We start from the raw sequence: 13,826 nt of genomic DNA, 5'->3' as shown, positions 1-13,826 counted from the left end.
GGCCCGGGCAGGGAGCGGCGGAGCGACTCAGGCCGTGGTGGTGGGCGAACTGACGGTGCGATACCTCGTCATCGGGCCGAGCAAGCCGGGCACCACGTCGAACGGGACCATGCCGAGCTTGGCGATGACAGCGGCGGACGCGCTGTTGTCGGCGTCCACCTCGGCAAGCAGTTCGGGCAGCCCGAGCGCGGCGAGCGCGTGGTCGCGCACCATGCTCGCGGCCTCGGTGGCGTAGCCGCGGCCCCACGCATCGGGGGCGAGGCTGTAGTAGAGCTCGAGTCCGAGGTCATCGAGCGGGCGGATGCCGACCGTGCCGAGGCAGCGGCGGTGGCCGCGGCTAGCAGCGGCGGCAAGGGATCCGCCGTCAGCGCTGGGGATGGGATCGGCGGTGACGTCGGCCCCAGCCGTGCCGTCAGCGGCAGCACCGGCACCGGCGATGGCGTCGGCGGTGACGTCGGCGCCAGTGGTGGCGCCGGTCATGTCCGTGCCCGCGTTCGGGTCTGCGTCCATGCCCGCGTCGCCGTCGATCGGCTCGATGAGCCAGAGGCCGTATCCGCCCTCGGCAAAGCTGCGCACGCTCTCCGCGATCTCCGTCGCGATCTCATCGGGCGTCAGCAGCTCGCCGTCGTGCAGGAATCTGCGCACGTCGAGCTCGGTCCAGTGGGCCAGCAGCCACGCGTGGTCGATGTCCGGGCGCACGGGCCGCAGCGCGAGCCGTTCGCTGCGCAACACACCTCCATAGACACGCTCGATCCACTCCGCGTCGGTCAGGTACCTGCGGTCGTGGCCTTCCGCGACGTGCCGGGCGAATGCAGCGTTGCCCGCTGCCGCCTGGCTTCGCATCAGCGCGACGTGGGCGCGCAGGCGTTCGGCCGCTGCTGCTGGCAGCGCTGCACGCTCGGCGTCGGTCAGGCCGTACGCGTCGGCGAAAAGCGCGATACGGCGGCGCGCTTCGTCGACCGGCTGCGTCAGCTCGGCCTCATCCGGCGCATAGAGGGGCACGAAGCGGTACGCGGTGTACGCCGCGTCCCAGATGCGCGGCGCGGGGTGAGCGGTGTCGAAGTCGAAGAAGGCGACGGGCACGCCGTCGCGGAAGACGGTGTTGTACGTCGCGGCGTCGCCGTGGCAGATCACCTCGGCCGGTTCGCGCGGCGGCATGTACCAGACGTCTGCATCGCTGCGGACGAACGTCGCCGAGGCGTCGTGCAGCCCTCGCAGCAGCTTGGCCACGGCCACGAGCGACGCGTCGCTGCGCACCTGCGGTGCGGCGAAGTCGTGCCCGACCTCGCCGGGCAGGAATTCGACGAGCTCCTCGCGGCCGTCTTCGCTGAACCCGAGCGGCTCCGGAGCTCCCGCGAAGCCGCTCGCGGCCAGGTGCGCGAGCAGCCGCTGCACCGTCTCGCTCCATGGTCCAGCCGGACGCCTGACAGTGCCTCCTTCGCGCACGACCTCGTTCACGCCACCGACGAGCACTTCCCGGTCGACGTCCACATCCAACTCCCGGTCGACGCCGGCACCAGCCACCTCAGCATCAGCAGCAAGGTCCGCAGCGGCAGCAGCACGGGCGTCCGTGGCATCTCGATCAACCATCGCGCCAGGATAACGACCCTCCGGCGCTCGGTCCTCAGGTTATCCACGCCCCTACGTCCGCCATCGACGCCCACTCCACCCGCGCAGCGCACGCTCACCGCGCCCGATCATCAGAGCTCGACGACGCGCTCCTGTTCATCCACCACGCGCCCGCCGACCTCCGACCAGCCCGGTTGCGGCGCCGGGCGGGCGTGCAGCACCGAGCCGCGGCCCTGACGGATGGTCAGCTCGCGGCCGTGGCGCTGCGCCTGCAGCAGCGCGGCCGAGCCGGTCGCCTCGTCCTCGCCCATGCCCAGCGCCTCGGCGAACGTCCGCGCCCGCAGTTCTCCGGCCGGCTCGTCGATCCACGCCCAGAACTGGTCCTTCGGCGCTTGGCCGGGGACGGGCAGACTCAGTGCCTCGACCTCGGCGGGCGAGTCGAGCTGCGTGAAGGCGAACTCCGGCGCGGAGGCGGTGTTCGCCCGGATCCAGGTCAGCTCGCCGTCCTGCCACGTCTCCACCGGGTCGACCAGCCGCGGCCGGAGGACTTCCGGCACCCGTCCGGTGACGTCCGCCAGCACCCGGGCCACTCCCACCAGCGGGTGGCCGGCCAGCGGCAGCTCCGCCGTGGGGGCGAAAATGCGCAGGTCGGCGTGCGCGAGGTCGTCGACGAAGACGGTCTCGTGGAAGCCGAGGTGCGCGGTCAGCCGCGGTCCGAGCTCGTCGGGCAGCCCTGCGGCGTCGAGCACCACGCCGAGTTCGTTGCCGAAGCTTCCGGCCTCATCCGTGAACACCCGCACCACCAGCACAGTCATCCTCATACCGGCCAGCCTAGAGCCCGCCGCCGGGACCACGCCGCCCCGCCGGATCCGCCGGACCGGCCGGGCGCGGGCCGCCACGGGGCCGGGCGCCGCACCCCAGCCGCGGACTTCACAGCGGTGTGTGTCCATGTCGCGGTATCCCAGCCGACCGGCGACCTGATGGCAGGTAGCATGATCGCATGACACAGACTCCGGTGGCGTTCGTGATCGCGATGATGGAGGAGGCCGAGGGCATCTTCCGGCTGAGCTCCTGGGAGGAGCTGAGCCTGAGCCCCTTCCCGGTCTACCGTCTCGCCGAGGGCGGCACCCAGGCCGTGGTCGTGGTCAGCGGGATCGGCACCACGAACGCGGCGGCGGCCACCCAGCACGTGCTCGACCGGTTCGCCCCGGACCGCGTGGTCAACCTCGGCCTGGTCGGCTGCCTCAACCACGACATCCCGATCGGCGCCGTGCACTCCGTGTCCACCTGCGCCTTCTTCGACGTGGACGTCACCGCCTTCGGTTACAAGATCGGCCAGATCCCGGAGACCGAGGTGCACGAGTACCCGCTGTCCGAGCCGGTCGAGGCGCGCTCGCTGCCGACGGCCAAGCTGCTGTCCGGCGACACCTTCGTCACCGGACGTGACGGATTCCACCCGGAGCTGGCCGGGTTCGCCGCCGACTTCGTCGACATGGAGCTGACCGCGATCGCGCACACGCTGCTGCGCAACGGACAACTCGACCGGCTGGAGAGCTACAAGGCGCCCTCGGACTACTGCGACAGCGATTCTCCGGACGCCTTCGACGAGAACATGCCCTACGCGCTCTCGCACCTGTCCGCCGTCGCCGACCAGATACTGCACGCGCACGGCATCGGCGCCGGCGAGCCCGCGGGGATCGCCCGATGAGCGCCGCCGAGATCACGGTCGAGCTGCTGGCCAAGCACTCCTCCGGCAAGGACCACCTGGCCATGACCGGCGGCACGCTCAACGCGGACAAGCGCGTCACCGGCAGTGCGCCGCTGCGGCTGCAGCACGCCTTCTTCCCGGTCGCCGCCGTCCACCCGGCCGAGCCCGGGCCGGCCCGCGACCACCTGTTCGCCGGGATCCACTCGATCGAGCACGCGCTGGCGTCGCCGGACGGCGGCGACCTGCGCGCCCGGATCGCCGAGGCCACCGGCGCCGGTGCCGCCTTCGCCGCGCGCCTGATCGATATGAGCCCTTATATTCCAGGCCTGCTGGACTCGGCCGACGGCGAGAGCCTGCCGCTCGGCTTCCGCTCCACCTTCGTCACCCTCGATGGCGCCGGCGACGGGCAGGAGGGCGGCCCGCTGCCCACCGCGACGCTGCTGGCCGCCTACCGCGCGGCGCTCGAGGTGATCCGGGAGAAGTTCCGGGCGGGCGAACCAGTGCCCTTCTCCACCCCGGAGGCCTGCGGGCAGTACAACCTGCACTCGGCCGAAGCAGCACTCGAACTGATCGACTCCGTGCTCGCCGAGCCTGCGTCCGCGGCCGCGGACGGGGTCGAGGTCACCTTCGCCGAAACCGGGGCGCGCCAGCTCTACGTCTGCGACCTGCGCCTGGTCAAGCCGCGCCTGCCCGACGCCTTCGACCAGCAGGTGCTCGATCTGCTCGGCGGCCACCTGATCTCCCAGCAGATCGAGTCCGACTCCCCCGCGCTGACGGCCGGGAACTTCGGCTGCAGCACCGGCGAATACCTGATGGTGGCCGACGCCGCCGGACTGGCCGCGGCCGAGGTGCTGCGCTCAGCGCACCTCGTCGTCGCCGGAACGCTCGCCGAGGTCGGCGCGTACACCGGCGGCGGGCCGGTGCGCCTCGCCGCCGCGCGCGACGCCCGGTTCAGTCTGCAGCACATCGAGCGTTACGCGCCGGAGGCCCTGGCGGGATAATGGCCGTATCACCGGTTTTCTCGGGGATAAGGAGTCTGCGATGGCTGAGGTCATAGCCCGGTGCAGCGCCGGGCACCTGTTCACCTCCACCTGGGTGCCGCTCGCTTCCTTCAAGGCGGTGCGGCTCGGGCGCAAGCGCTACCAGCGCTGCCCGGTCGGCCGGCACTGGGCGATGATCGAGCAGGTGGATCCGGCCACGCTCAGCCCGACCGAGCTGGCCGAGGCCGCCGAACACCACGACTCCCGGATCCCCTGAAGGGTTCGGCGCGGATCCTGGGCTTTGGCTGAGCCCGGCTGAATTTCTCCGCGTCCCCGTTCTCAGGCCCCGACGAAGGTCGCGCAAAACCCCGTCCCGGCTCCGCGCGGCTATGCCAGACTGACCGCGTGAGCACAGACCACCATCTCGGCGAGACCGAGCCGCTCGGCGGAGGCGAACCGTCCGGCCGGTCCGAGGAACCCGCGGATCCCGCCCCGCTTCCGCCGGCCCGCCGCTCCCGCCGCAAGCCGGACCGGGACGCCGCCCCGACCCCGGCCCGGGCCGGCGGACTGGACGCGGCCGCGTTCGCCGCCGCGCTGCTGACCGACCTGGCGCGGGTGGCCGAGCGCGAGGACCCGTTCGCGTTCGAGCTGACCGTCTCCGGCTTCGCCGCGATCCTCGAGGGCGCCCTGCCCGCGGACGCGGTCGCCGATCTGGTCGGCCGGCTCGAGGCCCGGGCCGACCCGCTGGCCCTGGCCGTGCTCGCCACCCTCGCCCTGATCACCGACGGCCCGGCCGGCGCCGTGGCCGGACGCGGTGCCGCGCGGCTGTGGCGCGCCGGGATCCTGCCGCCGTTCTGGTTCGAGGAGCTCGACCGGGACGTGGTGGCCGAAGAGTGCCTGAGCGTGCGCCGCCCGCTGGGCGAGCGGATCCTGCTCTGCTCGTTCCGCCGGGCCGGGCGCCGGCACGCGTTCGCGATCACGCTCGAGGACGGGCAGTGCCCGGCCTTCAAGCGGATCGCCCCGTTGACCGCGGTGGAGGTGCCGGCGCGGCTGGCCGACCTGGTCGCGCAACTGGTTCCCCCGGGCGAGATCGAGGAGGCCGAGACCGAGCCCCTTTCGCCGGCCGAGGCGCGGTCGCAGTTGGAGAGCGCGTTGCGGCTGCGCGCGTCCCACGACGCGGGCCTGGACCTCGAGGCCAGGCTGGAGCAGTGGACCGAGGCCGATGACGACCCGCTCGCGCCGCCGGTGCCCACGATGATTCCGGTGCTCCGGCACCGGGTCGAGCACCTGCCGGCGTCCGCGGCCGGGGCGGGCGGACCGGCCGGGGCAGAGCTCGAATTCGGGGCGGGGCTGGACCTGGCCTTCCCGGACTTCCCCGGTGCCGCCGGGATCGAGCTCTTCATCGGCGCGCAGCCGGGCCCCGGCGCCACCCACTCCGGCTTCACCGCGGGCCGCCCGGCCGCCTACCGTTCGGGCAAGAGCCCGGCGGCGTCCGACGCGGCGGCGAGCCGGATCTACCGGTTGCGCATCGATTTGAAGGGCGCCAAGCCGCCGATCTGGCGCCGGGTCGAGGTCCCGGGCGATCTGACTCTGGCCGGCCTGCACGAGGTCATCCAGACCGTGTTCGAATGGGAAGGCAGCCACCTGCACGTGTTCGAGACCCCGCTGGGCGAGTTCGGGGACGGCGACGTCGCCCTCGGCCACCGCCACGACGGCGAGGTGACGGTCGATCAAATCCTGCAGGGCAACGCGAAGATCGGCTATGTCTACGACTACGGCGACTACTGGGAGCACGTGATCCGGGTCGAGAGCGTCAAGGAGCCGGAGCCCGGCACGGTCTATCCGCGCTGCATCGGCGGACGGCGCGCGGCTCCGCCCGAGGACTGCGGCGGCATGGCGCGCTACCAGGATTCGTTGCGGCGGCACGGCGACGCCGGCGCCGACGTGTTCGACCTGGCCGAGCTCGACCGGCGGCTGCACGACGGCTGGCACCACCCGAGCTGAGCCCGCGGCCATCGGGCCTCGTGGAAAAGCAAAGCGGCGGGTGAGGCGATCAGCCTCACCCGCCGCGCTGCTGCAGCTGTCGTCGCGAAGTCGCTTACGGCAGCTGCGACTTTATCCAGTCGTTGAGCTCGGGGCTGGACTCCATGCTCGCGATCAGCGCGTAGCGCGTGTGCGTGCCCGAGTGCGAGCCACCGTGCCACAGCCGCTCCGAGTCCACCACGGCCTGCTGGCCGGCCGGCAGGGCGATGGCGTGCTCGGTCTTCTTGTTGAAGTGCTCCGAGCGCACCAGCAGCTGGCTGGTGGCGTCGTGGGTCAGCTCCAGCCAGATCCGCACGATCCAGCCGTGGGTGTCCGGGTTCTTCAGGTTGTTGTTGTCCTGGTGCAGGCCCCAGCGGCACTCGCGCAGCGTGTTGGGCTTCATGCGCAGCAGCTGCACCCGGCCGTAACGCGCGCCCATCGAGTCGAGCCAGGCCATGATGGTCGGGCACTTCTCGGAGTTCGGCGTCGGCACGCAGTCGAGCTCCTCCTTGCCCACCTCGGCGGCGCCGATCATCTCGTTCTTGCCCGTCGGCGAGGTGATCGGGGCGAACCAGGTGAACGGGTCGCTCTTGTAGGTGGTGTACTCCAGGCTCTCCCACTCCGAGGCGGGGATCTCCGGACCGGAGTACTTCTTCAGCGTCACGTGCCCGCCGCCGGCCTCGACCAGCGGGGTGCGGTAGTGCTTGGTGTTGAGGTCCGGGACGAACGGGGGCTTGCGCACCCCCGCCAGGTTGAGCAGCTTTCCGGTGTATTCGTTCTTCAGAACGTCGGTGAGGCCTGACATTCCTTCGCTCCCCACTTCTAGGGTCGCAGGGTCCCTTCGGGTCTCCTGCTCCCGGCGGTCGCCTGATGATGTGCTCGATCGGTCAGCGTACGAGTGGCATGTTAACGCTTCTGAAGCCACTGCTGAGCGCAGCCTCAGAACCGGCCCATACCAGATCTGCCCCGCCTAATCCGGCATATACACGCCCTGGTCCGAAAGACGGTCCACCATTCGGAGTAGCTCAGATGATCATCCGAGCGCATGACGAGCGGCGTCACGCTCCCGACCGGGCCCGGAAAGTGATCGGCGTCACACTCGGAACCGTCACAGGTGACCGCGCTGCCTCGTCAGACGTTCGTCCCGACGAAAAGACACGGCGCGCCGCGGGCGCGCGAAGGAGAGGAACACCCATGACTCAGCGGCTGGCTTGGGCGAAGGCGGCACCCGGCGCGTACGAGGCGATGAGCGGCCTCGAACGTTACGCCAAGGCGAACGTCGACCCGGATCTCTACGAGCTGGTGAAGCTGCGCGCGTCCCACCTCAACGGCTGCGCCTACTGCGTCGACATGCACGCCCACGACGCGCTCAAGCAGGGCGAGAACCTGCAGCGGATCCTGCTCGTCGGGGTGTGGCGCGAGGCCGAGGACCTCTATACCGCCAAGGAGCGGGCCGCCCTCGCGCTCACCGAGGAGGTCACCGAACTCAGCAGCAGCGGCGGGCACGGCGTGGGCGACGAGGTCTGGGCGGCGGCCGCGGCCGAGTTCGACGAGGTCGAGCTGACGAACCTGCTCACCGCCATTGTTACGATCAACGGATGGAACCGGTTCGCAGTCAGCACCCGGATGACCATCCCGACGCGGACGGCGTGAACGCGCCCACGCTCACCGCTCAGCGGCCGGCCCCGCTCGAGGACGAGTTCCTCGAGCACCGGCCGCTGCTGCACGCCATCGCGTACCGCATGCTCGGCTCGGTCCACGACGCCGAGGACGTGGTCCAGGACGCCTACCTGCGCTGGATTTCGCAGGACACCGCGGCCGTCGCCAACCCCGCCGGGTTCCTCACCACCGTCACCACGCGGCTGTGCCTGGACAGGCTGCGCTCGGCCGCGGTTCGCCGCGAGCTCTACGTCGGGCCGTGGCTGCCCGAGCCGCTGCCGACCGGCAGCCCGTACGCGTGGGCATCCACCGACTTCGGCGCAGATCCGGCCACGGCTGCGGCCATGCGCGAATCGGCCTCGATCGGCATGCTCCTCCTGCTCGAACAGCTGACTCCGGCCGAGCGGGCCGTGTTCGTGCTGCGCGAGGCCTTCGAGCTGCCCTACCCGCAGATCGCCGAGATCATCGAGCACAGTCCCGAGTCCTGCCGCCAACTGCACCACCGGGCCAGGCAGCGCCTCGCCACCAGTTCCAAGCGCAGAGGTGCGACACCGCGTCAGTCCGATCCGGCGCGCGACAAGCGCATCGTCGAGGGATTCCTGGCCGCAGCACGCGGCGGCGACTTCGAGCGGCTCAAGGCGCTGTTCCACGAGGACGTCGTCGTCTACACCGACGGCGGCGGCAAGATCTCGGCCGCGCGCAACCCGATCTCCGGATCGGCGAAGGCGGCCCGCCTGTACACGCACGTGATCCCGAAGCGCTACGGCGAGGGCACCAGCTTCGCCTTCACCTGGTACAACCACGCGCCTGCGCTGCTCGTACGGCGCCCGACCCTCACGTTCGTCTACATCTTCGACATCGATGAGGACGGACGCATCGCGCACCTCTACATGGTCGCCAACCCGGACAAGCTCACGCACCTTGACGCGTGAGCTTGTCCGGGCCGTTTGCCCGGCCTAGAGGCGAGGGTCGACCGGCTCCGACTCGAGTGCCAGCACCGCGAAGACCGACTCGTGCACGCGGTAGAGCGGCTCCCGCGCCACGAACCGCTCAAGCGCCTCGAGCCCGAGCACGTACTCGCGCAGCGCCAGCGACTGCTTGCGCCCGAGCCACCGGCGACGCAGCCGGGCCAGGTTGCGCGGCTCGAGGTATTCCGGGCCGTAGATGATCCGCAGGTACTCCGGACCGCGGCACTTCACCCCGGGCTGGACGATCCGGCGGCCGTCGCGCACCAGCGCGTCGAAGGGCTTGACGACCATGCCCTCTCCCCCGCCGCCGGTCAATTCCTCCCACCACGCGGTCGCTTCCGCCACGGCCGCCGCGTCCTCGAGGTCGACGACGCGTCGAGCGGTCGGCTGGAACAGCGACGTGTCGGCGGCGCACAGCCGGTCGAGCACCTCCAGATGCCAGCCGTGGTCACGCTCAGCATGCACGACGCCCTCGGCCGCCAGCACCTGGAACGGCGCGAGCCGCACACCGTCCAGGCCGGAAGTCGACCAGCAGTAACGACCGTAAGCAGCCGTGAACGATTCCGCCGCCTCGCGTCGGCCACGCTGATCGTCGATCATCGTGCCGAGATCGAGCCCACGCGCAGCACCCTGTTCGAGCACCGCTATCGTCGCCCCGAGCCCGGCCCGTGACGCTGCACCGACCGCCGCGTACTGGTCGCGCAGCAGTCCCATGGCCTTCGCCGACCATGGCAGCAGCTCGCAGTCGAGCAGCAGCCAGTCCGTGGCGAGCTCGTCCCACAACCCAGCCGTAGTCGCAGCCGCGCGCACCCTCGCCAGCAGATCCTCGGTCACCGCGGCGGAGTCGAAGAACGGCCGCCCGGTCCGCGTCACGACGACACCCGTCGATCCGTCGGTCACCCCGAACCGCTGCGCCGCGGCCTCGCCGGCCGCATCCCGGGTGACCAACACCACGGCCCGCGAGCCCATGTGCTTCTCCTCGCACACGACACGCGACACCCCTGCAGCGCCGAAGTAGCCGAAGGCCTCCGCCGGATGTTCGAGCACGTCCTCCCGGGCCGACGTGGCCACCGGCGCCATCGTCGGCGGCAGGTAGACGAGCCAGCGCGGATCCACGGCGAACCGGCTCATCACCTCCAGGGCCGCGGCCGAGTTCTCCTCGTGCACGATCAGGTCGCCCATGAACCGCGTCTGCACGGTGCGACGGCCGAACACGTCGCCGAGGTCGAGCACGCCGGGGTCACGACCCACCCGCGCCGACGCCAGCGGACGCACCGGCTCGTACCAGACCTGCTCGGCCGGCACGGCGACCAGTTCGCGCTCCGGGTAGCGCAGAGCCGTCAGCGAACCGCCGAACACGCAGCCGGTGTCGAGACACAGGGTGTTGTTGACCCACGCCGGCTCCAGCACCGGAGTGTGGCCGTAGAGCACCATGGCCGAGCCGCGGTACTCCTCGGCCCACGGGTAGCGCACCGGCAACCCGTACTCGTCCGTCTCCCCGGTGGTCTCGCCGTAGAGCGCGAACGAGCGTACCCGCCCCGACGCACGGCCCTGGTAGGACTCCTTCAGCCCGGCGTGAGCGACCACAAGCCGTCCCTCATCGAGCACGTAATGGCTGATCAGGCCGCGACAGAAGTCGATGACACGCTTGCGGAACTCCTCCGGCTCACGCTCGAGCTGCTCAAGCGACTCGGCCAACCCGTGCCGCACCTGCACCTTGCGACCGGTGAGGGCGCGCACGAGCTTGTTCTCGTGGTTGCCCGGTACACACAGCGCGTGGCCGGCCTCGACCATGCCCATCACCAGCCGCAGCACGCCTGGCGTGTCAGGACCGCGGTCGACGAGGTCGCCGACGAAGACCGCGGTACGGCTCTCCGGAGGCACGGCGTCGACCGCGCGGCCGACCTCGTCACGGACCAGCGTGTAGTCGAGCGAGACCAGCAGCGACTCCAGCTCAGCACGGCACCCGTGCACGTCGCCGATGACGTCGAAGGGCCCGGGCAGTTCGCGCTTGTCGTTGTAGGCCTTCTCGTACGCGAGCTCGGCGGTGTCGATCTCCTCGACGCCGTGCAGGATGTGCACCTTGCGAAAGCCCTCGCGTTCGAGGTTCCGCAGATGCGCACGAAGCTCGCGCCGCTGACGCGAGATCACGTGCGGCCCCATGACCCGGTCCGGCCGCAGCTCGTTTCGCTCGCGACACACCTGTTCCGGCACGTCGAGCACGATCGCCACCGGCAGCACGTCATACTCGCGCGCGACCTTCACCAAAGCCTCGCGCGCCTTGGGCTGCACGTTGGTCGCATCGATGACGGTAAGCAGCCCGCGCCGCAGGCGGATCCCGGCCAGATGATGAAGCAGAGCGAAAGCATCCGGCGTAGCGGACTGGTCGTTCTCGTCATCGCTGACCAGGCCACGGCAGTGGTCGGAAGAGATCACCTGGGTCGGTAGGAAGTGTCTGGCGGCGAATGTCGACTTTCCGGACCCGGTCGTGCCGATCAGGACCACGAGCGAAAGCTCGGGGACGGTGAGGGTGCGCATGGACTAGTTCGCCTCCTTCGCGGCGTCGGTTGCGGATGTGGGTGCCTGCGTTGGTGCGGGCGTTGGTGCGGGTGCGGGTGCGGATGCGGGTGCGGCCGTGCGTGGGGATACGGCCGTGGCCGGGGCCGCGGGTGTGAGCTCGGCTGTCGTCGCGGCCGCGGATGTGGCCTCTGCTGTCGTGGCGTCGTCGGCTGCGGTACCAGCGTGGGATTCGGCGCTGCGCGTTGGGCCTGTTATCTTTCCACCTTCCCGCGCGTCTCCGGCCGCCTGCCCGCTCTCCTGCTCGCGCGCGTCGCTCCGCCGGAACAGCGCCAGCTGCGTCGGCGAGCCCACTTCCTCGTCGACCTCCCCGACCGTCCGGAATTCCACCTCGTACCCGTACTGCGAGGCGACGTCCCGCGCCCACACGCCGAACTCGTCCCGACTCCACTCGAACCGGTGGTCCCGGTGCCGCAGCCGCCCCGCCTCGAGCGTCTCGTAGCGCACGTTGTACTCGACGTTCGGCGTCGTGACGATCACCGCCCCAGGCCGCGCCGCCCCGAACACGGCGTGTTCGAGCGAGGCCAGCCGCGGCGGATCCACGTGCTCGATGACCTCCATCAGCACGGCTGCGTCGAAGCCCTTGAGCGACGAGTCGGTGTACGTCAGCGACCCCTGCTTCAGCGTGAGCCGCGAGGCCACCGCTTCCGGCAGCCGCTCCAGCCGCAGCTTGCGCGCCGCGTACTGCAGGGCCCTGACGGAGACGTCGACGCCCAAGATCTCGCGGAAGTATCGGTCGTTCAGCAAGTGCTGCAGCAGCGCACCGCCGCCGCAACCGAGGTCGAGCACCGCCTTGCCGCCGACGTCCTTGAGCGCCGCGACGACGGCGTGATGCCGCTGCGTGGCCAACGAGACGCGCGGCTCCTCAGCATCGGCGGTCGCACCGGCCGCGCCAGCCGCACCGACGGCGTCGACCGCACCGGCTGCGCCATCGACGACGGTCTCGCTCTCCCCGTCCGCGTCCTCGCTCACCGCATTGTCGAGCTCGGACTCGGGCACCTCGTCCGACTCGGCCAGCCGAGCCAGCGCGCTGCGCACGAGCGTGGGCCGACGGCCGAGATACCGACGCGTGATCAGCTCGCGGTCCGGATGCCCGGCCAGCCAAGCCTCCCCCGCGCGCAGCAGCTTCTCGACCTCCGCGGCGTCGATCCAGTAGTGCTTGGACCCGTCGAGCACCGGCAGCAGCACATAAAGCTGGCTCAGCGCGTCGGAAACACGCTGCTCGCCGGAGAGTTCGACATCGCAGTACCGCGACTCCCCCCACTCGGGAAACGCCGGGTCGAGCGGGAGCGGCGTCGCCGTCACCGCCCACCCGAGCGGAGTGAAGAGCCGCTCGATGAGCTCAGGCGTGGCCGGCACCACCGGCAGCCGCAGCGTCAGCGGCAGAGCGGTCGCGGCCAGCTCCGGCCGCTCCTTCGACGTGCCGCGGATCGCCGTGCGGAACACCTGCCCGATCGCCCCCGCGAGCAGCGAGGTCGCCGCGTAGGGCCGGTCGTTGACGTATTGCGACAGCGAGAAGTCGGCGGAGTCCAGGTTGCGGCTCTTGATCAACCCGATCGGGTCGATCTCGAGGTAGAGCGCAGCCGTGCACCGGCCCTCGTCGGCCTCCGGGTAGAACACCCGGGACCGACCGAAGCCGTGGCTGAAGGACTGGACGGTCGCGGGGTTCTTTGCGAGCAGGTAGCCGAGGTCGGTGGCCGCCCACTCCGCCCCAGGCGGCCGTGTCGCTGTGATCGTGACGAGCATGCGTACGAGTGTGGCGGATCAGCGCCTCGGGGAGAAACGGGTTTACGTGCCCTGAAGCAGCACACCGTCACTCGCGAGGAAGTGGTTCAGCCCTCGGCGAAAAGCTCGGCGGCGGACTCGGCCGAGACCGCCCGGCCGAACCAGCGGTCCAGTAGTGCCTCATCCGTGCACGACTGGACGCGCTCGACCTCGTCGGCGGTCAGCGGCACCTCCCGCGCCGTCATGATCGCGACGATGCCGTGGGCGCGCTCCTGCACTCGGCCCTCGGCACGACCCTCTTCGCGACCCATTTCACGCAGCCACTGGGACGTCTTCGACCTGAAGAACGAGAGATCCAGGCTCATCATTGTCCTCCAATTCTCTGCGGCCTGCGTATCCCCCAGGCCGCGCTCGAGTGATTCAGCCCACACGGTGAAGTCGACGTCCGAGCGACGGCTCAACGCCAGAGCGACCGACCGCTGGATGCGGTCCATATCAGGCGATTTGGCATGGATGATCGCCGAGAGCACAGCCAGCGTGATGTCCTTGGCAGCGGCCTCGACGTCGTCGAATCGATCCTGCGCTCCACCGGGCGCGTTTCCGTGGCGTCGGACGGGA

At 70.7% G+C, this 13,826-nt stretch carries 12 protein-coding genes; 6 read left to right on the top strand and 6 right to left on the bottom strand.

Annotated elements, in window-relative coordinates; all coding sequences use genetic code 11:
* Positions 1-27: 27 nt before the first annotated feature.
* On the bottom strand, positions 28-1,590 hold the full coding sequence (locus ACTRO_RS47925) for a GNAT family N-acetyltransferase (protein ID WP_169739811.1): 1,563 nt from the start codon (positions 1,588-1,590) through the stop codon (positions 28-30).
* Positions 1,591-1,700: 110 nt separating this feature from the next.
* Positions 1,701-2,390 (bottom strand): PhzF family phenazine biosynthesis protein, encoded by a 690-nt coding sequence (locus ACTRO_RS03950; protein ID WP_211244084.1) that lies wholly within the window; start codon positions 2,388-2,390, stop codon positions 1,701-1,703.
* A 179-nt stretch (positions 2,391-2,569) separates the two neighbouring features.
* Between ACTRO_RS03950 and ACTRO_RS42700 the strand changes: the two genes are divergently transcribed.
* The 4 genes from ACTRO_RS42700 to ACTRO_RS42695 all read left to right on the top strand — a co-directional run bounded on the left by ACTRO_RS42700 (position 2,570) and on the right by ACTRO_RS42695 (position 6,261).
* The gene (locus ACTRO_RS42700) at positions 2,570-3,277 is read left to right on the top strand and encodes a 5'-methylthioadenosine/S-adenosylhomocysteine nucleosidase family protein (protein ID WP_051450274.1); all 708 of its coding nucleotides are present in this window, start codon (positions 2,570-2,572) and stop codon (positions 3,275-3,277) included.
* The gene (locus tag ACTRO_RS03940; RefSeq protein WP_034261199.1) at positions 3,274-4,278 is read left to right on the top strand and encodes a hypothetical protein; all 1,005 of its coding nucleotides are present in this window, start codon (positions 3,274-3,276) and stop codon (positions 4,276-4,278) included. The genes ACTRO_RS42700 and ACTRO_RS03940 overlap by 4 nt, the downstream gene beginning before the upstream one ends.
* 40 nt (positions 4,279-4,318) lie before the next feature.
* Positions 4,319-4,534 carry a hypothetical protein gene (locus ACTRO_RS03935; protein WP_034261197.1) on the top strand — a complete coding sequence of 72 codons (216 nt, stop codon included), beginning with the start codon at positions 4,319-4,321 and terminating at the stop codon, positions 4,532-4,534.
* A gap of 128 nt (positions 4,535-4,662) precedes the next feature.
* The gene (locus tag ACTRO_RS42695) at positions 4,663-6,261 is read left to right on the top strand and encodes a plasmid pRiA4b ORF-3 family protein (protein ID WP_051450273.1); all 1,599 of its coding nucleotides are present in this window, start codon (positions 4,663-4,665) and stop codon (positions 6,259-6,261) included.
* A gap of 94 nt (positions 6,262-6,355) precedes the next feature.
* Here ACTRO_RS42695 and ACTRO_RS03925 read toward each other — a convergent pair whose 3' ends face one another.
* Entirely contained in the window at positions 6,356-7,084 is a 729-nt protein-coding gene (locus ACTRO_RS03925) for a hypothetical protein (protein WP_051450272.1), read from the bottom strand.
* A gap of 389 nt (positions 7,085-7,473) precedes the next feature.
* Here ACTRO_RS03925 and ACTRO_RS03920 point away from each other — a divergent pair, with 389 nt between their 5' ends.
* Entirely contained in the window at positions 7,474-7,932 is a 459-nt protein-coding gene (locus ACTRO_RS03920) for a carboxymuconolactone decarboxylase family protein (protein ID WP_034261195.1), read from the top strand.
* Entirely contained in the window at positions 7,878-8,870 is a 993-nt protein-coding gene (gene sigJ, locus ACTRO_RS03915) for an RNA polymerase sigma factor SigJ (RefSeq protein WP_084315947.1), read from the top strand. The genes ACTRO_RS03920 and sigJ overlap by 55 nt, the downstream gene beginning before the upstream one ends.
* A gap of 24 nt (positions 8,871-8,894) precedes the next feature.
* Here the strand turns inward: sigJ and ACTRO_RS03910 are convergent, their stop codons facing one another.
* The 3 genes from ACTRO_RS03910 to ACTRO_RS03900 form a co-directional block, all read right to left on the bottom strand.
* Positions 8,895-11,444: a polynucleotide kinase-phosphatase gene (locus ACTRO_RS03910; protein WP_034261191.1), complete on the bottom strand. Its 2,550-nt coding sequence runs from the start codon at positions 11,442-11,444 to the stop codon at positions 8,895-8,897.
* Positions 11,445-11,447: 3 nt separating this feature from the next.
* Positions 11,448-13,229, bottom strand: coding sequence for a 3' terminal RNA ribose 2'-O-methyltransferase Hen1 (locus ACTRO_RS03905; protein ID WP_034261189.1), 1,782 nt, complete (start codon positions 13,227-13,229; stop codon positions 11,448-11,450).
* Positions 13,230-13,315: 86 nt separating this feature from the next.
* Positions 13,316-13,738 (bottom strand): hypothetical protein, encoded by a 423-nt coding sequence (locus ACTRO_RS03900; RefSeq protein WP_157435737.1) that lies wholly within the window; start codon positions 13,736-13,738, stop codon positions 13,316-13,318.
* Positions 13,739-13,826: the final 88 nt, after the last annotated feature.

Source organism: Actinospica robiniae DSM 44927 (genome assembly GCF_000504285.1).
In the GTDB taxonomy this organism is placed as follows: domain Bacteria; phylum Actinomycetota; class Actinomycetes; order Streptomycetales; family Catenulisporaceae; genus Actinospica; species Actinospica robiniae.
This window is presented reverse-complemented; position numbering and strand designations above follow the sequence as displayed.